Origin of the sequence: Halpernia frigidisoli (genome assembly GCF_900113805.1) — a bacterium.
Classification (GTDB): domain Bacteria; phylum Bacteroidota; class Bacteroidia; order Flavobacteriales; family Weeksellaceae; genus Halpernia; species Halpernia frigidisoli.
Genome location: NZ_FOQT01000001.1, coordinates 42492 through 61547 on the forward strand (window position 1 = coordinate 42492; position 19056 = coordinate 61547).

The 19056-nt window shown below is 33.6% G+C and carries 18 protein-coding genes; 9 read left to right on the top strand and 9 right to left on the bottom strand.

Annotated features, from left to right (window positions below):
• Positions 1 to 24: 24 nt before the first annotated feature.
• A complete protein-coding gene (locus BM238_RS00200; protein WP_090078182.1) occupies positions 25 to 411 on the top strand; it encodes an orotate phosphoribosyltransferase in 387 nt (128 codons plus the stop codon).
• Between the two features lie 46 nt (positions 412 to 457).
• On the opposite strand, the gene BM238_RS00205 is transcribed toward BM238_RS00200, so the two are convergent.
• Genes BM238_RS00205 through BM238_RS00215 form a run of 3 tightly spaced genes read right to left on the bottom strand, consistent with a single transcriptional unit; the run spans position 458 to position 3393 of the window.
• Entirely contained in the window at positions 458 to 1507 is a 1050-nt protein-coding gene (locus tag BM238_RS00205) for an anhydro-N-acetylmuramic acid kinase (RefSeq protein ID WP_090078183.1), read from the bottom strand.
• A gap of 21 nt (positions 1508 to 1528) precedes the next feature.
• Positions 1529 to 2122 carry an LPS export ABC transporter periplasmic protein LptC gene (gene lptC, locus BM238_RS00210; protein WP_090078184.1) on the bottom strand — a complete coding sequence of 198 codons (594 nt, stop codon included), beginning with the start codon at positions 2120 to 2122 and terminating at the stop codon, positions 1529 to 1531.
• Positions 2123 to 2124: 2 nt separating this feature from the next.
• A complete protein-coding gene (locus BM238_RS00215) occupies positions 2125 to 3393 on the bottom strand; it encodes a BamG family beta-barrel-assembly machinery protein (protein WP_090078185.1) in 1269 nt (422 codons plus the stop codon).
• 250 nt (positions 3394 to 3643) lie between these two features.
• On the opposite strand from BM238_RS00215, the gene BM238_RS00220 reads away from it, so the two are divergent.
• From BM238_RS00220 to BM238_RS00240, 5 genes are all read left to right on the top strand, one after another.
• Positions 3644 to 4756 (top strand): DNA polymerase III subunit, encoded by a 1113-nt coding sequence (locus tag BM238_RS00220; protein ID WP_090078186.1) that lies wholly within the window; start codon positions 3644 to 3646, stop codon positions 4754 to 4756.
• 177 nt (positions 4757 to 4933) lie between these two features.
• Positions 4934 to 5557 carry a TetR/AcrR family transcriptional regulator gene (locus tag BM238_RS14615; RefSeq protein ID WP_090078187.1) on the top strand — a complete coding sequence of 208 codons (624 nt, stop codon included), beginning with the start codon at positions 4934 to 4936 and terminating at the stop codon, positions 5555 to 5557.
• The gene (locus tag BM238_RS00230) at positions 5544 to 6857 is read left to right on the top strand and encodes a TolC family protein (RefSeq protein WP_090078188.1); all 1314 of its coding nucleotides are present in this window, start codon (positions 5544 to 5546) and stop codon (positions 6855 to 6857) included. Before BM238_RS14615 ends, BM238_RS00230 begins: the two co-directional genes overlap by 14 nt.
• A 19-nt stretch (positions 6858 to 6876) precedes the next feature.
• On the top strand, positions 6877 to 7986 hold the full coding sequence (locus tag BM238_RS00235) for an HlyD family secretion protein (protein WP_090078189.1): 1110 nt from the start codon (positions 6877 to 6879) through the stop codon (positions 7984 to 7986).
• Positions 7987 to 8084: 98 nt separating this feature from the next.
• Positions 8085 to 9665, top strand: a complete 1581-nt coding sequence (locus tag BM238_RS00240; protein WP_090078190.1) for a DHA2 family efflux MFS transporter permease subunit — start codon at positions 8085 to 8087, stop codon at positions 9663 to 9665.
• Between the two features lie 82 nt (positions 9666 to 9747).
• On the opposite strand, the gene BM238_RS14320 is transcribed toward BM238_RS00240, so the two are convergent.
• Both BM238_RS14320 and BM238_RS00245 read right to left on the bottom strand, forming a co-directional pair.
• Positions 9748 to 9918, bottom strand: coding sequence for a hypothetical protein (locus tag BM238_RS14320; protein ID WP_177205398.1), 171 nt, complete (start codon positions 9916 to 9918; stop codon positions 9748 to 9750).
• Positions 9919 to 9976: 58 nt separating this feature from the next.
• Positions 9977 to 11242 carry a DUF2130 domain-containing protein gene (locus tag BM238_RS00245; RefSeq protein ID WP_090078191.1) on the bottom strand — a complete coding sequence of 422 codons (1266 nt, stop codon included), beginning with the start codon at positions 11240 to 11242 and terminating at the stop codon, positions 9977 to 9979.
• A 294-nt stretch (positions 11243 to 11536) separates the two neighbouring features.
• Here BM238_RS00245 and BM238_RS00250 point away from each other — a divergent pair, with 294 nt between their 5' ends.
• Positions 11537 to 13003 (top strand): hypothetical protein, encoded by a 1467-nt coding sequence (locus BM238_RS00250; protein ID WP_233741883.1) that lies wholly within the window; start codon positions 11537 to 11539, stop codon positions 13001 to 13003.
• A 103-nt stretch (positions 13004 to 13106) separates the two neighbouring features.
• On the opposite strand, the gene rlmF is transcribed toward BM238_RS00250, so the two are convergent.
• The 3 genes from rlmF to BM238_RS00265 all read right to left on the bottom strand — a co-directional run bounded on the left by rlmF (position 13107) and on the right by BM238_RS00265 (position 15761).
• Positions 13107 to 14075 (bottom strand): 23S rRNA (adenine(1618)-N(6))-methyltransferase RlmF, encoded by a 969-nt coding sequence (gene rlmF, locus BM238_RS00255; RefSeq protein ID WP_090078192.1) that lies wholly within the window; start codon positions 14073 to 14075, stop codon positions 13107 to 13109.
• 104 nt (positions 14076 to 14179) lie between these two features.
• On the bottom strand, positions 14180 to 14860 hold the full coding sequence (locus BM238_RS00260) for a phosphatase PAP2 family protein (protein ID WP_090078193.1): 681 nt from the start codon (positions 14858 to 14860) through the stop codon (positions 14180 to 14182).
• A gap of 10 nt (positions 14861 to 14870) precedes the next feature.
• Positions 14871 to 15761, bottom strand: coding sequence for a diacylglycerol/lipid kinase family protein (locus BM238_RS00265; protein WP_090078194.1), 891 nt, complete (start codon positions 15759 to 15761; stop codon positions 14871 to 14873).
• A 112-nt stretch (positions 15762 to 15873) separates the two neighbouring features.
• On the opposite strand from BM238_RS00265, the gene BM238_RS00270 reads away from it, so the two are divergent.
• Complete coding sequence (locus BM238_RS00270) at positions 15874 to 16860, top strand: App1 family protein (RefSeq protein ID WP_090078195.1); 987 nt, start codon at positions 15874 to 15876, stop codon at positions 16858 to 16860.
• Between the two features lie 125 nt (positions 16861 to 16985).
• Here the strand turns inward: BM238_RS00270 and BM238_RS14325 are convergent, their stop codons facing one another.
• Positions 16986 to 17141, bottom strand: a complete 156-nt coding sequence (locus BM238_RS14325; protein ID WP_177205399.1) for a hypothetical protein — start codon at positions 17139 to 17141, stop codon at positions 16986 to 16988.
• Positions 17142 to 17459: 318 nt separating this feature from the next.
• Here BM238_RS14325 and amaB point away from each other — a divergent pair, with 318 nt between their 5' ends.
• Positions 17460 to 19010: an L-piperidine-6-carboxylate dehydrogenase gene (gene amaB, locus BM238_RS00275; RefSeq protein WP_090078196.1), complete on the top strand. Its 1551-nt coding sequence runs from the start codon at positions 17460 to 17462 to the stop codon at positions 19008 to 19010.
• Positions 19011 to 19056 lie beyond the last annotated feature (46 nt).

The window sequence follows — 19056 nt, forward strand, 5'->3', positions numbered from 1 at the left end:
TAGATTTAATACAAAAATATAAAAATGAATTTAGAAGGACGAAAAATTACCGTTAATAAATCACGTGAAGATTTAGTGGCAATGTTAAAAAAACCGGAAGATTACAGACATTTAATGCCGGAATCTCTTCAGAATTTTGAAGCACGCGAAGACGGATTTAAATTTAGTTTAAAAGGAATGCCGGAAATTGCCTTAAAAATAGAAAATGTAACTGATAATGAGGTCGTTTTAAAATCTGCAAGTTCAAGTCTGGATTTTTCTTTAACAGGGAATTTAAATGACGCTGGTGAAAATAAAACAGAAGTTCAGCTTTTATTTCACGGGGAATTTAATCCTTTTATCAAAATGATGGTTGAGAAACCTTTGCAGAATTTTATCAATGCATTGACAGACAATTTAGAAAAATTGTAGATTTAAATAATATTTTTTAAAAGACTTCAATTAATTTGAGGTCTTTTTATATTAAAATTCCACTGCTGTGATCGTGCAAACTCCCAGTCGCTGAGCACAATACATTATTTTCGCCCCGAAGTTTTAAAACACCCATAAATCCGAAAATCAAAGCTTCTTTGAAATCTATGATTTTATTTTCAGGAATAATTATTTTACAATCAGTTTTGGATCTTATTTTTTCTAAAAGAAAATCATTGTAAGTGCCGCCGCCGGTTAACAAAACATTATTTATTTTAAATTTATTTAAAATTTCTGCAATTTTATCAGCAGCATGTTCAGAAAATGTGGCTAAAATATTTTCTGCGGAATCATTCTTTAACAAAGGAAATATTTCATTTTTGACGAATTCGAAACCCAAAGATTTTGGCGTCGTATTTTTGTAGAATTCTAAATTATTCAGGTGTTGTAAAATTGATTGATTTACGATTCCAGCTTTTGCAATTTCACCTTTATCATCAAATTTTTTGCCTAGTTTTTCTGAAAAATGATTTAAAACGATATTTAAAGGAGAAATATCAAACGCCATTCTCTTTCCCTTTTCTTTAAAGGAAATATTCGAAAATCCGCCTAAATTTAAACACGCTTCGTACTTTGAAAATAAAATTTCATCACCGATAGGAACTAACGGCGCGCCGTTTCCACCCAGTAAAACATCCTGACTGCGAAAATCGTAAACAACTGGAAAATTATTTTTGATTTTTATCGCGCGTCCATCGCCAATTTGACAAGTAAATTTTTTCTCAGGTTGGTGATGAACTGTGTGTCCGTGGGAAGAAATTAGATTGATTTCCTTAATTTTTTTTAAAACAATAAATTCTGCAATCTGATCTCCTAAATAAAATCCATATTCAGAATTTAATTCCAAAAGATCTGTGGCGGAAAGATTAATGGCCTCTTCCAGTTTTTCTTTCCAATTTGAGGAATAGGGAATTGTTTGAGCTTCAAGAATTTCAAAATTCCAAATTAAATCTTTCAAACTAAATTTCGCGTAACAAATATCCAGACCATCCAAACTGGTTCCAGACATTAATCCTAAGGCAAAATAAGTATTCATCAGCTTTTGGTTAAAATAATATTACCGCTGTCCTTCCGGAATTTTTTTGGCATTAATATCCCCGGAATTATTGTAAAAAGTGTAAGCCGAAAAGTCGTCTTTCGCCGTCATTCCATTCGCTCCAATTAGTGTTGATCCATCTTTATCAGTGACAAAAACGGTATCACTGGTGTACATTTTTTTATTTTTTTTGTCCCAGTAGATAGATTGTGTCGCAAAAATCTGGCCTTCATTAGTTACGATTCTTACGTTGCCTTTTGCCTCATAGAATTGTTTAGACTCAATAATTTTTGCATATTTTGCTTTAATTGTTCCAGGCTTTTCTGGCTTTTTCTTGTCAAAAAACTGGATGTAAATTCCCTTTCTTGCCTCAATGTAAGGAGAATCGATAAGTTCGTATTTTTCTATCAAAACCGCCGTAGCGCGTATTTTAACAAACCCGGAATCGCGCTGGATAATTTGAGCACCATTTATAACCTGAGATGGAAAGTTGAGTTTTTTTTTGCCTACGGCATTTGTCAAATCTTCTTCACAGGATGTTAAACAAAAAAATATAGCGACACTTAAAAAAGCCGCTATATTTTTATATTTTATTTGTTTTAAGAAAAACCACATTTTTAATCGTAGTAACGTTTGTTAAACCATTTATCGGCAAAATTAATTCCTATTTTCAAATTAACAAAATTTTGGTTGATCAAATTATTTTGAAGTGTTCCACGTTTCCCGATTTCTAATCCAAGATCTAAAGAACTTGCAGCATTTACTTTGCCACCAAAAGGAACCGTTACGCCGCCTGTAAGTGCAAATTCATTAATATTTTTGTTGTTTAAATATAAATTGCCCTTTTCATAATAAGCACCATATCGATAGGTGATCTTTTGAAGATAGTTTCTAAAATTATTAAAATCAGGTAAATACCAGCCGCCGACTGAAGCTTTATAAGAGTCTTTATACTGAAAATCCTGACCTAAAAAAGCTGCCGATTGTCCTTGCTTGTAATTTAGCTGACCACTTAGAAACCATTTTGCTTCTTTTCCATAACCCACACCTACAGAAGCCTGCATTGGGAACAGATTATTTTCTTTCCTAATCGTGCTTTCGATAATAAATTCATCCTGTAATGCGCCGGCAGGACCATTAAAGTAAGTACTGTTCTTATAAGCGGTAACCGTATTTCCTGTTGCTCCGAACGTGTAAGTTGCTCCGGCAGTAAATTTGTGGTCGTCTTTTAATTTTTTCTGATAAACCGTACCTGCTGTAAAATCAAAAGTTTTTATTCTGTTTCTGGTTTCAAAACCGTTAATTAAAGTGGCATCTGTATTAGTTATTTCTTCATTATTGAACAAATTCCCAAAATAGAAATTGCTTCGTAAACCAAGCGCAAAACCTGGAATGATTTGGTATGAAAGTCCGGCCTGTACTGTACTTACAGTTCCCGTTCCGGTAAAAGTATTCAAAGTTGTAACGGTACCGTTCGTTTCAAAATTTTGAAAACTGTAGTTTTTACTGCTGTAAGGCTGAAAACCAAGACCGAATTTTACACTTTTAGAAAGTGGAAATGCGATCGATATATTTGAAAGATAAGTTGAATGTTTTGTAACCTTCGTACCGTCAAAATTAGTTTTGAAAAAATTATTCTCATTTGTAGCTTCAACTTTTATGGATGTAAGCTCCATATTGATGTTCGCCGCAGGATTTGTAAAGTTGTAAGAGTTTGTAAAATCAGAAATATAAGCTGTAGAAATCCCTCCCATTGCATTAATATCCGTCGTGTTATCATATTTCACATCTCCGATCCCAAAAGAGGCATAAGGAGAATTTCCGATACTTTGAGCCTGTAAAACATACCCTGCAGCAAGGAAAGATATAACAAAAAATCTTTTCATAAATATTTTTAAAAATAATGCGCAAATATCCTACTTTATAATGGATTGAGAAAATATACCGCCGTTAAAGTTTGTTAAGTATCAACTTTAAAAAATAAGCGTTAATAAGGCCTGCAATATTTTATTTGATTTAAAGAATTATGGGTGAAATTGAAATCTTTAAAATATTCAAACTTTTATAAATAAAATTCCAGTCTTCTAATTTCCTGAATTTTGAGATTTAAAATATGTTTTTCTTTATCTTTGAAAAATGGATTGGAACGCGGTCATCGGGCAGGAAAATATAAAATTAACTTTGCAGCAAAGCATTGCAGAAAAAAGGCTGAGTCATGCTCAATTATTTGTGGGAAGATCTGGTTACGGTGTTTTACCAATCGTTTTATCTTTTGTCAAGGAAATTTTTAAACAGGAAAAAGCAGGTTCCGGTTCCAAAGTTGACCATCTTAATCATCTTGATCTGCATTTTAGTTTTCCCATTTTTACTGAAAATAATAAATCTGTGAGCAACAGATTGTTTTCCGAATTTCGCCAGATGATCTTAGACAATCCTTACGCGGAATTCAACGACTGGAAGGATATTTTGGATTCCCAGAATAAGCAGCTTTTTATTTCTGCCGAAGAAATTGAGGAACAAAATGCCAAATTTTCCTTAAAAAGTTTTGAAGGTGGAACAAAAATTTTAATTGTTTGGCAGGCCGACAAAATGAATAACGCAGCGGCTAATAAATTTCTCAAATTTCTTGAAGAACCGCCAAAAAATACTTTAATTTTTCTCATCGCGGAAAATATTGATGATATTTTGCCCACAATTTTATCACGTTGTCAATTAATAGATATTCCGCGCATTTCTGATGACGCGTTGAAAAGTGCCTTAAAAGAAAATGGAGTTTCTTCAGAAAAAGCAGAGGAGATCATTTTTTCAGCTGAAGGAAATTGGAATCAGGCGAGAAATTTAGTAAAAGCCGATCATTCTGTTTCAGAATTTGAAATGCTTTTCGTGGCTTGGGTAAGATTTGCGTTTCAGGCAAAAAAAAATCCTTTAATGCTAAAAGAGCTCGTGAAATGGGGGAGAAATATTGCAGTTTGGAATAAAGAAAAGCAAAAGCAATTTCTGGATTATTGCGCAGAAATGTTTCGCCTGGCTTTAATGCAAAATTATGGAGTAGAACAGTTGGTCTACAAAAAAATAGAGCAAAATTTCAAATGGGAAGGTTTCTCAAAATTTATCCACGGGAATAATATAGAATCTATTATAGAGGAGATTTCTGCGGCAGATTATCATCTTTCCAGAAATGCCAATTCTAAAATTGTCTGGACGGATTTGGGAATTAAATTAACGAGATTTATTCATCGTACAGCTTAGAAATTATTTAAAATCATCCTTAATCGTTTTTATCCTAAGTTTTTAATCCAATTTTTTAGACAATTTATTTTTTCTAAACTTTATTAAAATCATCTATCACAATCATTAAAAATAAAATCAATCAATCGTTTGATTTATTAAATTTTTTTGTAGTTTTGCACAGTCAAAAAACAACAGGTGATTTCAAAAGAACATAACATATTATTTGCGGCGGAAAAATTATTTTCCGAAAAAGGCTTTGATGGAACTTCCACAAGGGAGATCGCGACTGCCGCAAAAGTGAATGTTTCGATGATATCTTACTATTTCGGATCAAAGGAAAAACTTTTAGAAAGTCTTTTTGAAACAAGAATGGCAGAAGCCCAATCTTACATGACGGAAATTGTTGCGAGAAAAGATATTAATGAGTGGCAAAAAATTTCTTTGATAATCGACCGCTACACAGACCGCGTAAGAGAACTAAAAGTTTTTTACAACATCATGCAAACTGAGCAGTTGACCAATAAAAATAAAACAATTGTCAATTTTCTGAAAAATTCTAAGCTGGGTTATTTGAAAGTTTACGAAGATCTGGCAAAGAAGGGTTTTGAAAGTAAAATTTTTAAAAAACAGCCAAACATTGCCTTTATGCATTCTACTTTAATTGGGACAATGTTTTATGCAATGAATGGTTTAACACTATACAAAGAGTATTTTCATAAAACAGCAGAAGATATTTCTTTTGATGACGACTATTACACGGAACTAAACATACATATTAAACAAGTTTTAAAAAACCTTTTGGGTTATGAAGAAAATTAATAAAAGCCTTTTTGCTTTTACCTTATTTCTGGGTTTTTCATTTTTGAATGCACAGGAAACGAAAATGCTTACATTGGACGAAGCCATTGAAATGGGCATTAAAAACAGCAAAAATTTAAAGATCGATCAGGCGAAAATTTCGCAGGCAACGGCAGATCTTTTGGAGGCAAAAAACAGAAAGTTACCGGATTTCAATCTTTCCGGATCTTATTTGAGATTAACGAATGCAAATGTTGACCTTAAATTTTTAAACCCTACATCAGGTAACAAAACGCCGTCGCCATCCTCTGCGTTGATTGGTCAGGCGAATTTATCTTTGCCACTTTATGCTGGTGGAAGAATAAAATACGGTATTCAATCTGCTGAATATTTGATGGAAGCTTCAAAATTAAAAAATGAAAACAATCAGCAGGCAGTAACTTATAATATCGCGCAGGCTTATAATAATTTGTTTAAGGCCAACCAGGCGATAAAAGTTTTAGAGGAAAATCTTTCAGCTTCTGCAAAAAGGGACGAAACGTTTTTAAAACTGGAAAATAATGGTTTACTGGCCAGAAATGACCGTTTGAAAGCTAATCTTCAAACTTCAAACATCGAGCTACAACTTTTGGAGGCACAAAATAACTATTCAATTGCGACCATTAACATGGATCTGCTAATTGGGTTAAAAGAAAATACAATTTTGCAGGTTGATCCAAATTACATCAGTGAGCAAAAAGATCTCAATTTTGTGGATTATTATTTAACACAGGCGCAGCAAAACCGTAAAGATCTTCAGTCATTGGCAATGCAAAGAAAAGCGGCAGAACTTGGAACTAAATCAGCAAAAGCGGAATATTTACCAAGTATAGCATTAACAGGTGGTTATGTTGCAGCAGATGTGCCAAAAGTTTTAACTGTTTATAATGCGGTAAATGTTGGATTGGGAATTAAATATAACCTCGGAAATCTTTGGAAGAAAAATTCAGGATACATAAAATCGCAGGCGATTGAAGAAGAATTAGCAGCCAATAATGAGCTACTTGATGACCAGATAAAACTGGAAGTGAGCAGAGATTATCAAAATTTAAATTTCTCTAATCAAAAGATAAAAGTTTATCAGAAAGCACAAGAGCAGGCAGCAGAAAATTTTAGAATTACAAAAAATAAATATGACAATGGTCTTTCTAATATTACAGATCTTTTAGATGCTGATGCAGCAAATACTTCCGCGGAAGTTAATATTGTAAATGCGCAGGCAGATGCAGCTTTAGCTTATAGAAAATTATTACAGACCAGCGGAATTTTAATTAAAAACTAATAAATAAGAAAAAATAATAATGGAAAATAACGTAGAAAACGAGGAATTGTTCCCACAGCCAAAAAAGAAAAAAAGTTTACTTTTTCCGATACTTTTAGCTGTATTGATTTTAGTAGGTGGTTTTTTCGGCTACCGCTATTACAAATTTAGCCAGTCTCATGAAGATACGGACGATGCACAGATCGCGGCAAATCTAAGTCCGGTTATCTCAAAAATTTCAGGTTATGTCAATGAAATAAAAGTTAAAGATAACCAGTTTGTAAAAAAAGGAGATACTTTAATTGTTTTGGACAATACCGACCAAAAATTAATGGTTGATCAGGCGAAAGCAGCTTTAGGAACGGCACAAAGTAATATATCAGGAGCAAGAGCTTCTTCCGCTGCGGCAGGTTCTAATATTAATACTTCCCGCGCGGCAGTTGTGACAGCGAATTCACAGATCGAAGCAGCGAGAGTCAATGTCCGCAGAACTTCTCAGGATTTAGGAAGATATGCAAATTTAGTAAAAGACCACAGCATCACTCAACAGCAATATGATGTTGCTTTAGCTGCAAAACAAACAGCAGACGCACAATTAAGAGTTTTAATAGATCAGCGAAATCAAATTTCTCAGCAAACGGGAGTTGTAAATTCTCAAACTGCTGCAAGCTCTGAGCAGATTGGCGTGGCGACTTCTATGGCAAAGCAAAAAGAAGTTGAGGTTGAGAATGCAAAACAACAGCTTTCTTACACAGTGATAGTTGCAGCTGAGGATGGATATGTTTCAAAAGTAAATATTCAAAGTGGCCAGTTTGTTCAGGCAGGCGCACAATTATTTAGTATAATAGTTGACAACAGCAAATGGGTGGTTGCCAATTTTAAAGAAACGCAGTTAACCGAAATGACTGAAGGTCAAAATGTTGAAATAGAAATTGATGCTTATCCAGGTAAAAAATTCCAGGGTGTAGTAAGTTCATTTTCACCGGCAACAGGTTCTACATTCTCAATTTTGCCTCCGGATAATGCGAGTGGGAATTTTGTGAAAGTAGTACAAAGATTACCTGTAAAAATCACATTTAAAAACCTTGATGAAAAAACGGAAAAGAAACTTTTCGCAGGTATGAATGTGAAAGTAACGGTTGATCTGTAAGGACTTAAGTATAAAAGAAAAATAAATGATGGACTTTAAAATTGGAAAGTATTTTCTATTATTTAAAGTCTAAAATTTAAAATTTAAAATAATTTAAAATGCAGGATGATTCACTGGTAGAATATGGCGCAAGACGCTTTATTATTACCATCACCGCAATTTTGTGTGCGCTCTTAGAAATTGTAGATACTACGATTGTTAATGTCGCATTGCCGGAAATGAAAGGAAATCTTGGCAGTACTTTGTCGGAAGTTGGCTGGGTGATCACCGCTTATGCGATCGGGAATGTAATTATTGTACCGATGACGAGCTGGCTTTCCCAACAGTTTGGACGTAGAAATTATTTCGCCGCTTCAATTCTGATCTTCACTTTATTCTCTTTTATGTGTGGAAACGCCACAAATTTATGGGAACTTGTAGGTTTTAGATTTTTGCAGGGCGTTGGTGGCGGTGCACTATTAGTGACTTCTCAAACTATTATTACAGAATCTTATCCTTTAGCAAAACGAAGTATGGCGCAGGCGATATACGGTTTGGGGGTGATTATAGGTCCAACTTTAGGTCCACCTTTGGGCGGTTATATTGTAGACAATTACAGTTGGCCATTCATTTTTTACATCAATATTCCTATTGGGATTATTGCCGCGATTATGACCATTCAGTTTGTCAGAAGTCCCAAATTTTCGGAAAAAAGGAGTGTTTCAGATGTTGATTGGTTTGGAATTGCGCTTCTTGCAATTACCGTTGGTTCTCTACAGTTTATTTTAGAACGCGGTCAGGAAGATGATTGGTTTGACAGCAGCACGATCATAATGTTTACTGCTTCCGCTATTTTAGGATTTGTTTTCTTTATTTGGCGGGAACTCACTTTCCGATATCCAATTGTTGAATTAAGGGTTTTAAAAAATGGAAATCTTCGTTTAGGAACGATCATGTCATTTATTTTAGGTTTTGGGTTATATGGTTCCACTTTTATTGTTCCGCTTTACACGCAAACAATTTTAGGTTGGACAGCGCTTGAATCTGGTGCTTTAATGATTCCCGCAGCCTTAACAACCGCCGTAATGATGCCTATTATTGGTAAACTTTTAACGGCAGGTGTTAAACAGCAATATTTAGTAGCAGGAGGTTTATTGCTATTTTTCATTTACAGTTTTTGGGGTTACAAAATTTTAACGCCAGATACAGGAAAAGACGCTTTTTTCTGGATGCTGATCGTCCGTGGAATGGGCTTGGGAATGTTATTTATTCCAATTACTTCATTGGCTCTGAGTACTTTAAAAGGTCAGGAAATTGGTCAGGGCGCTGCTTTTACCGGAATGATGCGTCAGTTGGGCGGTTCATTTGGTGTGGCGTCGATCACAACTTTTATGGCAAATAAAAATGTAGATTATGCCACGAATCTTGCCTCCAAATTTGATGCGAGCAGTTTAATGGTTCAGCAAAGAATTGAAGGATTAAAAAATATGTTTATTTCTAAAGGATTGGCGCCCGATGTTGCTTTGCAATCTGCGTATCAAACTTTGCGTTATTCTGTAACAAAACAGGCGGCAGTACTTTCTTATATGGATGTTTTCCTTTATTTGGGTCTAATGTTTCTGTTCTGTATTCCATTTATTTTGCTGGTAAAAGAAAGAAAAAGCAAAGAAAAAATAGATGTTGGTGAAATGATGCATTAGCATATTTGAAAAAAACAAAATCGGTTTGTAACTTTGCAGACCGATTTTTTATGCTAAAATTTTGAATTCTAATTAATTAAAATCAGGACTTTAACCGTTCTAAAATTTCTTTGGTTAACTTCAAATTTTCATTAGAGTTTTTGAGCATTTTTACCATCCAGTAAATAAAGAAAACCACAGGTAAAATGTAAAGTAGTGCTATTAGAAGAAATAAAGAAATGTGTGGTAAAGAAACAGCCAAAAATGTGATCATAGTTTTTATTTTTTAGATTATTAAATTTGTTATTAATGATGATGTTTTAAAATGGAAATTATTTTAAATTGTCAAATTTCTGTGACATTGTCGGATTGCCTTTCGTAAGTTTTTTTATTGTTAGATCTTCGGCTTTATTGTTGGCAAGACGCAGATTATTAACGGAAGAAAGCAAATTGTCTTTTGTTTTTTGTAGATGATCCATCGTTTTGTCAATTTCTTCGATGGCAGTTTTAAATTGGCGGCTCGCGAGATCATAATTTTTTGCAAAACCTGTTTTAAAAGCATTTACATTGTCTTCAAAATTTGTAATGTCAATATTTTGATTTTTAATTAAGCTAAGTTCCGCTTTATATTTCATTGAATTTAGCGCCGCATTCCGTAAAAGCGTAATGATTGGGATAAAAAATTGCGGACGAACGACGTACATTTTTTCATGTTTGTGTGATACATCAACGATCCCGCCGTTATAAAGTTCATTTTCAGCTTCCAAAAGTGTTACCAAAATCGCGTATTCACAGTTTTTTTCAGTTCTGTCTTTATCTAATTCTTTAAAAAAATCTTCATTTCTTTTTTTTGTGGCCGTTTCATCACCTTCGTTTTTCATTTCAAACATGATTGAAACTATTTCGTTGCCGTTTTCATCGCTTTCGCGGTAGATAAAATCGCCTTTGCTTCCAGAGCGTGAATTATTATCTTTCTCAAAATACGCCTTTTGAAATGCAGATGAACGCAGTTTGTTAAATTCCGTCTCACAATGCTGTTCCAGAGTTTCCCCGATCATTTTTGTGGAAAGTTTCAGCTTCATATCTTTTCGAAGCGCAATTTCCTCATCTTTCATTTTGATGATGTCGTCTTTGGTTTTTAATGCAATGGCGTATTTTTCACCTAAAGATTTTTCTAAAAGCTGCTTTTCAGATTCTTTCAGTTTGATGTCATTTGCCAAATAATCGCGCTCTTTTTCAATCTGCTGAACAGCTTCCGTCACCGAAAGTTTTTTTAAAATTTCAGCGTTTTCGAGTTTTGCTTTTAAAGTTTGAAGTTGAGCATCTTTTTCAGATAATTGTGTAGATAATTGCCTTTCGCTGCTTGATTTTAGTCTGAAAATTTCCTGATCTTTATTCGCAATTTCTGTCTGAAGTGCATTTTTAAAATTGGCTTCTGCTAATTTTACAGCATTTTCTTTATCTCTATTGGCGAGATTTAGTCTGGTCTGTAATTCTTCATCAAATTCCGCATCTCGCACCTGTTTTAGAATATCGGCAAAACCTGTTTCATCTATTTTAAAAGCCTTATTGCAGTTTGGGCAAATGATCTCGTTCATGTTTTTAAATTTCTTTGGTTAAATTTAAATAAAAACTTTAGTTAAATCTATTTTTTATCAAATCTAAAATTTAAATATTGTCAATTTAAGTAATGTGGTTAAGGGTTTCTATAAATAGTATAATTTCTATACAAAATAACTTTTTAATTATGTATGACTTAAAATAATTTTATTATATTTGACGGATGTTTAAAAATAACTAATTATTACAATATATTATTAAAATTTATTAATTTTTCATAAATAGTAGGATTTCTTTTCAAGACTCGATTATTTATACTCAAAACTTTTATTATGACAAATTTCAAGATTCTTTTTTTCAGCGTTTTATTCTCAGTTTTAGGTAATGCTCAGGTCGGGATAAACACCGCATCACCGGATCCTTCAGCAGTTTTGGATCTCCAGTTCAAAACAGGAACGCCTGCGGGAATGTTAACTCCAAGAATGACAACGGCGCAAAGATTAGCAGTTTCTCTGCCCGCAAACGGATTATTAGTTTATGATACTGATTTAAAAACTTTTGTTTACAATTCCGGAACATCTGCTGTTTCAGTGTGGACACCAATAAATAGTGCTGTTACGGGTCGTTTAAATTTTAAAAGGATAAAATCAACTGATGTTTTATCAACAGTATTAGCGGCAGAACTTACAGCAGGAGCTGGCTCCAAATATAAATTAAATACAAACACGCTCTACGAAATCAATGGAACGGTTTCTTTGGACAAACCCATCGATTTAAACAACGCATACATTCAGGGAATTGATTCAGGTGAAGATAGATTGACTTCAACAGGTAATATTTTTGATGGAACTACCGGAGGAACTATAAAGGGTTTAACACTTATATCCAGCGGAAAGGTTTTTAATATTACTGGTGCAACTAAAGCAGAAAATTTAATTTTTAGAGATTGCATTGTGGCAAGTTCGGCAAATGTAGGTACTATTGATAATATGGGTCTTGTGTTTTTAAGCATTGTTCAATTTTCTGGAAATACAACAGGAATTACTTATAGCAATATCAACCAACTTTTATTAAGTAATATGGGTTGGTTTGGAAATAATGCAGGAACGTTTGAAACCTTAACAGGAACATTTGGTCTTGTTCAGAAACAAGGTGGCTTTAGTCAGGTAGAGGCAATTGCGACAGCGGGATTTGATGTTTCTTCCAATCCGACAATAAATGGTGATGCAGTAATGGAATCTGTTGTTTTTACAGGTGCGAATACTGCGGCGTACATCAAACCATATACAACAGGAACTTACACAGGATATAATTTTAACAATAAGTGGAATATCCGAAGTGCAGGCATTCCAATAGAGACGGACGCGGTTTCTGTCGGTGATGTCAACTTAGATTCACCTTACGGAACTGGTGTTACTACAGCTTTAACAACCGGAACAGCAGTTAAAATTGGAGGAACTACGGTTTCCAATAATTTCTTTAGGGCTTCAAATGATGGCGTAGATAATCGTTTAAAATATTTGGGAAGTAAAAAACGTTTTTTTACGGTTAATGCTGTTGCCTCTTTTAGAGGAACCGTTAATGCAAACACTATTTATGTTTTTTATATCGCACTTAATGGCACACCTGTTCAAAGATCGAAAACTTACATATTCACAACTAATAGTGTAGATGTTGTTGCCGTTCCGGTTCAGTCGATCATCGAATTAGCACCAAATGATTACGTTGAGGTTTTTGCGCAGCGATATAGTGGAAGCAGCGACATGCTTACCGTTTCTTTGAGTTTATTTATGAAATAAAATCACAGTAAATCACTGTATTTTATTTATGTTGAGAATTTTCAGAAAAAGAATTTGATTTTTTAGTTAAATTTTTTTTCCTGAAAATTCTTTTTTTTAAATCTTATTCAGAATCGGTCCAGCGCGCTTCTTTCCACTCTTTTTGTTCAGCTTTAGAAAGGAAAGACCACGCCACTATTCTGCTTACTTTATTGCCGGTTCCCATTGCGATAGTTTTTACCTGAGTATTTTCAACCTGCGAAAGCGCTCTGTAAATACCTTTTAAATTCGATTCTTTTGAAACTAAAGTTGAAAACCAGTAGCAGTTTTTTTCAAAATTTTTACTTTCAGCGATCATATCGTGGATAAAAGTATGCTCGCCGCCTTCATAAATTAACTCATTATTGATGCCGGCAAAATTTAGATCCGCTGTTTCCACTTTTTTCCCGGAAAGATTTTGCACTTTTCTGCGGCTGCTTTTTTCGGCTTCTTCCGATGAAGTATGAAATGGCGGATTACACATCGTGAAATCAACTTTTTCTTCCTTATTTAAAATTCCCTCAAAAAATGATTTGGGATCTTTCTGTAATCTGATCTCTATTTTATCTTTCAGCTGTTCGTTTGAATCAATAATTTTTTTGGAAGATTCTACAGATTCAGCATTAATATCTGAACCAATAAAATTCCAGTCATATTCTGTAACGCCAATAATTGGATATATACAACTTGCGCCAACTCCAATGTCCAAACCTGTTATTTTTTCCCCTTTTGGAAGCGATCCAAAATTACTTTGAGTAATCAGATCTGCCATATAATGCAGATAATCGGCTCTTCCCGGAATTGGGGGGACAAGATTTTCATCCGGGAAATCCCAGTTTTTTATACCGTAGTAATAATTTAACAAAGCTTTATTAAGCAGTTTTACCGCGGAAGGATTTGCAAAATCTATAGAATCTTCACCATTTTTATTTGGTTTTAAATGATCTTTAAGTTCGGGTACAGCTTCTGTCAAAGCTTTTAAATCATATCTTTCTCTGTTTTTATTTCTGGCGTGAAGTCTTGTTTTTTCCTGAAGATTTTTTTCTGCGGACATATAGTTGAAAATTTTAATATCGTTTTAAATAACTTTCAAAGGTACGGAAGAATTATAAAAAGTAAAATGCGCTTTTTTAAAATTAGATTTAAATGAAATTTTATTTATTGACTCATTTTCGAAGTCCGTGAAAATTTTCCAAATAGGAATTTTAATATCCAAAAGCAAAATATTAACCAGGCAATTCCCAAACAATATCCGGCGATAACATCTGTTGCATAATGAACTCTTAAAATTATTCTGCTCAAACCGATCATTAAAGCAAAGAACAGAAATAAAAATGAGATCGTATATTTTCTAATTTTTGAAAGTGAAGTCTGCCATAGCAGAAAAGTTAAAATACCGAATAAAACTGCTGCAGAAATTGAATGACCACTCGGAAAACTGTAATTTATAAGCGATTTTATCAAAGAAGATTCCGGGCGAGTTCGTTGAAAATAATTTTTTAAAAAATTAGTAAAGATTGCGCTTCCCACTGAAATAAAGCCAATATTTAATACTGAAAATTTGTCTTTTTTAATGATAAAATAAACAATTATTAATATATAGGTCGGCAACAAAAATGCTGATGACCCGAAAAAAGTAACGACATTCATTAATTTGACTAAGAAAGGCGATGTGAGACTGGTTGCAAATTTTAAAACAGCGTTGTCTAATGTGAAGTTTTTTTCTATGGCAACATTATAAGCCAAAAACATAAAAATTAGTAAAGCCACAGAAAATAGGATTGCAGAGATATAAATTACTGCAGAATTTTTAGATTTTAATTCAAAATTGTCGGTCATTTAAGAAAAATTATTTAGGTAAAACCAATGTGATTGCAGCTTTCACAATATCAGCTTCCACTTCCGTTACCTTCCCTAAATATTCGCCATCCACCTGAAAATGCATTTTTCTGGAAAGTTTTATGTTAAGTTTTTGCGCCTGTAAAATCTCAATTTTATGCGGATTAAAGGGTTTGTGCGAAATAAGCATTTTAAAAACCTCACTCACAGAGATCTTTTTTATGATCACGATCTCAAAAAGATCATCTTCAATATCACCGATCGGGTTGATCACCGCGCCAATTCCATATTCCCGCGCATTTGCAATTACTACCATTCCCGCTCTTCTTCGGACTGTTTCGCCGTCGATCTGCATCGTCATTCTGGCCATCGGATTGATAAATAAAACATTCCAGGCCACTTTTAAATTTGCTTTAAAATAACCAAAAAATCCGCGTGTGTTGTCAGCTTCAAATTCTTTAATGATCCAGGCGTTAAAACCAACATCGCTCAGGTGAATGCATAAATTTCCGTTCACCATGATCACATGGATTTTTTTATGAACACCTTTTGCAACTGTATTTATGGCTTCTTGCGGAATTTCACTGATGCCAAGTTCTTTCGCCATGCCGTTTGCCGAGCCGGAAGGCAAAATTCCCATTGCAATATCTTTATTTAAAAGACATTCTGCCACAAGACTTATCGTGCCGTCGCCGCCGACTGCCACCACTTTTTGTGGATCAAAAATTTCTATTTTTTCCTTAATTTCCTCGATTTTAAAATCACCTTCCAAAAGATAAAGTTCTATCGTAAAATCTAAATTTTTAAAATAAGTCTCAATTTCTTTTGACCAGTTGATGGAATGGCTTCCAGAACCGGGATTTATAATGAAAAGAATTTTCTCGCTTTTGCCTGTTTCCATGTGAATTGTATAATAGTTTTAAAAATTTTGCAGTGCCAATATAAGGATGTTTAAAGATTTTTATTTATTTTGGAACAAAATTTACTGCTAAAATATTACTTAATTTTAAAAGATGGCAAAAACCGATAAAAATTCTAACGCAGCAGTAAAAATTTATAATGGTTACGGCAAAGCTGAAAATCTCGTTATTTATGGTCATGTTTTAAAAGGCAAATATTTTATTCAACGAAAATATACCCGAAATGCACTGATCAATATTATCAATATTTTCAGGTTATTCTTTATAAGACCAATATCCAACGCCAAAGTAAAACTAAGTTGGAGAGATCAAAACTTTTACGCCATAACAGAAAAAGACGGTTTTTTTACCTTCGAATGGAAGCCTGAAACACCTGTTTTAGCTGGATGGCACGATTTAAAAGTTGAGTTAATAGATGAAAATGAAAGTATTTCGGCTTGCGGTAATGGTAAAATATTAGTACCAAATAGTACGCAATATGGATTTATTTCAGACATTGATGATACCGTTCTTATTTCACATTCCGGACGAACGCACAAAAAACTGTGGTCGATGCTCACCAAAAATCCGCGACGGAGAAAAACTTTTTCGGACGTTGTTAATTATTATCAACTTCTTAGCAAAGCGCATACGGAGGCGTCTCTTCCAAATCCATTTTTTTACGTTTCAAGCAGCGAGTGGAATCTGTATGAATATTTATGTGAATTTTTCAAGTTTAATGAACTTCCGGACGGAATCTTTCTTTTAAGTTCCATTAAAAAATGGTACCAGCTATTTAAAAGCGGAAACACAAAACATCTGACAAAATTTAATAGAATTGCAAGAGTTTTAGAGGTTTTCCCTGATCAAAAATTTATTTTGCTAGGTGATAATTCTCAAAGTGATCCGGAAGTTTACAGACTGATTTCGGAGAAATACCCAAATCAGATTTTTGCGATTTACATTAGAAATATCAATTCGAAAAAAGAGGATTTTACGGAAGAAATTTTTAAATCAATTGAAAACAAAGTCATTCATACACTACAATACATCCATACAAATGAAGCGATCTCGCATTCTAAATCTGTTGGTTTGATATAAAATTAAATAGCAAATTAGCGTTTTTTAATCATAATGAAATCTGCATTTAGTAATTGAAATTTCATCTTCCTGATATTTATAAATTACTGTTTATTTAGAAATTGATTTTTATTTTCTCAAAATATTCACTTTCCACAACCATTCAAAAGATCTGCGCCAAAATAAAAAACAGCCAGCCACAGTAATCCTTTTACGGTGAAGAAAATTACACCGGCAATCCCTACTTTTTTAAACCAGGATTTTAGTTTTTCATTCCTGCTGTTTTTTGGGTGCTCTTCCATTTTTGTTTTTTGCTGTTTCAAATTTAAACATTTCTAAAGTTTTAAAAACTTGTTTTTAAACAAAATTATATAAGAAATTAAATTCTGCACGATTTTATTTTAACATAATTTTAACATTTTTTAGTTTTTTAAAATTTAATTAATAATTACTAATTTTCTAAAATGTGCCACTAAAACTTTTAATCAATACTTTTTAAAAATAAAGAATTTCACTACTATTTTTATTTATTAAAATTTAAAATTATTTCGTTAAAACTGCCTACAAATTGCTTGGTTAAGCATTAATTTTTAACTTAGCAAGAAACCAAAACGTATAAAATGACTCAAAGTTCATCAATTTCAGATATGGAAACTGTCTTAAAAAATTTAGGAATTCACGCAGAAAATAAAGGTTCATCAACTGGTTCAGAATTTTTCTCAAATGGAGAAACCATCGAAAGTTTTTCACCTACAAACGGAAAATTAATCGAGAAAGTGCAAAGTTCAAGTTTGGAAGATTATGATAAAGTTTTAGAAAAAGCAAAAGCCGCATTTTTAGAATTTAGAAAAGTTCCTGCGCCAAAAAGAGGAGAATTAGTCCGTCAGTTTGGAAATAAATTGAGAGAAAAAAAACAGGATTTAGGCAAATTAGTTTCCTACGAAATGGGAAAATCTTTTCAGGAAGGTTTGGGCGAAGTTCAGGAAATGATAGATATTTGTGATTTTGCGGTTGGACTTTCTCGCCAACTTCATGGTTTCACGATGCATTCCGAACGTCCCGGACACAGAATGTACGAACAATACCATCCGCTGGGAATTGTAGGAATTATTTCCGCATTTAATTTTCCGGTTGCGGTTTGGTCCTGGAATACAGCGCTTGCCTGGATCTGCGGAAATGTAACGATTTGGAAACCTTCCGAAAAATCTCCGCTTTGTGGTGTTGCTTGTCAAAATATTATTGCCGAAGTTTTAAAAGAAAATAATTACCCGGAAGGAATTTCTAATTTATTGATTGGAAGCCATGAAATTGGTAAGAAAATGACGTCCGATAAAAATGTCAATTTGGTTTCTTTTACAGGTTCTACGAAAGTTGGAAGAGAAGTTTCGTCTACAGTTGCAAATAGATTTGGAAAATCAATCTTAGAATTAGGCGGAAATAATGCGATCATTATTTCAAAAGACGCTGATTTGGATGTTTCAATTATCGGCGCAGTTTTCGGCGCAGTAGGAACTTGTGGACAAAGATGTACTTCTACGAGACGATTAATTATCCATGAAGATGTTTATGAAGATTTTAAAAACCGTTTGGTAAAAGCCTACGGACAATTAAAAATTGGAGATCCATTAAATGAAAATAACCATGTTGGACCACTTATCGACCAGCATTCTGTAAAACAATATTTAAATTCTATTGAAAAATGTAAAAATGAAGGCGGAAGTTTCATTGTTGAAGGCGGCGTTTTGGAAGGTGAGAATTATGAATCCGGTTGTTACGTAAAACCTTGCGTTGCAGAAGTTGAAAACTCTTTCGAAATCGTACAACATGAGACTTTTGCGCCCATTCTTTATTTAATTAAATATAAAACTTTAGATGAAGCAATCGCTTTACAAAACGACGTTCCGCAAGGTTTGTCTTCCGCAATTATGACCAATAATTTGAAAGAAGCAGAAGCATTTTTATCTTTTGCTGGTTCAGATTGTGGTATTGCAAACGTCAATATCGGAACTTCGGGCGCAGAAATTGGCGGTGCTTTTGGCGGGGAAAAAGAAACCGGTGGCGGTAGAGAAAGTGGTTCTGACGCGTGGAAATATTACATGAGACGCCAGACTAATACAATTAATTACACCGATAATCTGCCTTTGGCGCAAGGAATTAAGTTTGATTTGTAGACTTCAATTAAACGATTATAACAAATTAAACGAATAAAAAATTAAA

What these genes read in the sequence shown, in the direction of transcription:
- BM238_RS00200 (WP_090078182.1), top strand. Translation starts at nt 25, where the DNA reads ATGAATTTAGAAGGACGAAAAATTACCGTTAATAAATCACGTGAAGAT.
- BM238_RS00205 (WP_090078183.1), bottom strand. Translation starts at nt 1,507, where the DNA reads ATGAATACTTATTTTGCCTTAGGATTAATGTCTGGAACCAGTTTGGAT.
- lptC (WP_090078184.1), bottom strand. Translation starts at nt 2,122, where the DNA reads ATGTGGTTTTTCTTAAAACAAATAAAATATAAAAATATAGCGGCTTTT.
- BM238_RS00215 (WP_090078185.1), bottom strand. Translation starts at nt 3,393, where the DNA reads ATGAAAAGATTTTTTGTTATATCTTTCCTTGCTGCAGGGTATGTTTTA.
- BM238_RS00220 (WP_090078186.1), top strand. Translation starts at nt 3,644, where the DNA reads ATGGATTGGAACGCGGTCATCGGGCAGGAAAATATAAAATTAACTTTG.
- BM238_RS00230 (WP_090078188.1), top strand. Translation starts at nt 5,544, where the DNA reads ATGAAGAAAATTAATAAAAGCCTTTTTGCTTTTACCTTATTTCTGGGT.
- BM238_RS00235 (WP_090078189.1), top strand. Translation starts at nt 6,877, where the DNA reads ATGGAAAATAACGTAGAAAACGAGGAATTGTTCCCACAGCCAAAAAAG.
- BM238_RS00240 (WP_090078190.1), top strand. Translation starts at nt 8,085, where the DNA reads ATGCAGGATGATTCACTGGTAGAATATGGCGCAAGACGCTTTATTATT.
- BM238_RS14320 (WP_177205398.1), bottom strand. Translation starts at nt 9,918, where the DNA reads ATGATCACATTTTTGGCTGTTTCTTTACCACACATTTCTTTATTTCTT.
- BM238_RS00245 (WP_090078191.1), bottom strand. Translation starts at nt 11,242, where the DNA reads ATGAACGAGATCATTTGCCCAAACTGCAATAAGGCTTTTAAAATAGAT.
- BM238_RS00250 (WP_233741883.1), top strand. Translation starts at nt 11,537, where the DNA reads ATGACAAATTTCAAGATTCTTTTTTTCAGCGTTTTATTCTCAGTTTTA.
- rlmF (WP_090078192.1), bottom strand. Translation starts at nt 14,075, where the DNA reads ATGTCCGCAGAAAAAAATCTTCAGGAAAAAACAAGACTTCACGCCAGA.
- BM238_RS00260 (WP_090078193.1), bottom strand. Translation starts at nt 14,860, where the DNA reads ATGACCGACAATTTTGAATTAAAATCTAAAAATTCTGCAGTAATTTAT.
- BM238_RS00265 (WP_090078194.1), bottom strand. Translation starts at nt 15,761, where the DNA reads ATGGAAACAGGCAAAAGCGAGAAAATTCTTTTCATTATAAATCCCGGT.
- BM238_RS00270 (WP_090078195.1), top strand. Translation starts at nt 15,874, where the DNA reads ATGGCAAAAACCGATAAAAATTCTAACGCAGCAGTAAAAATTTATAAT.
- BM238_RS14325 (WP_177205399.1), bottom strand. Translation starts at nt 17,141, where the DNA reads ATGGAAGAGCACCCAAAAAACAGCAGGAATGAAAAACTAAAATCCTGG.
- amaB (WP_090078196.1), top strand. Translation starts at nt 17,460, where the DNA reads ATGACTCAAAGTTCATCAATTTCAGATATGGAAACTGTCTTAAAAAAT.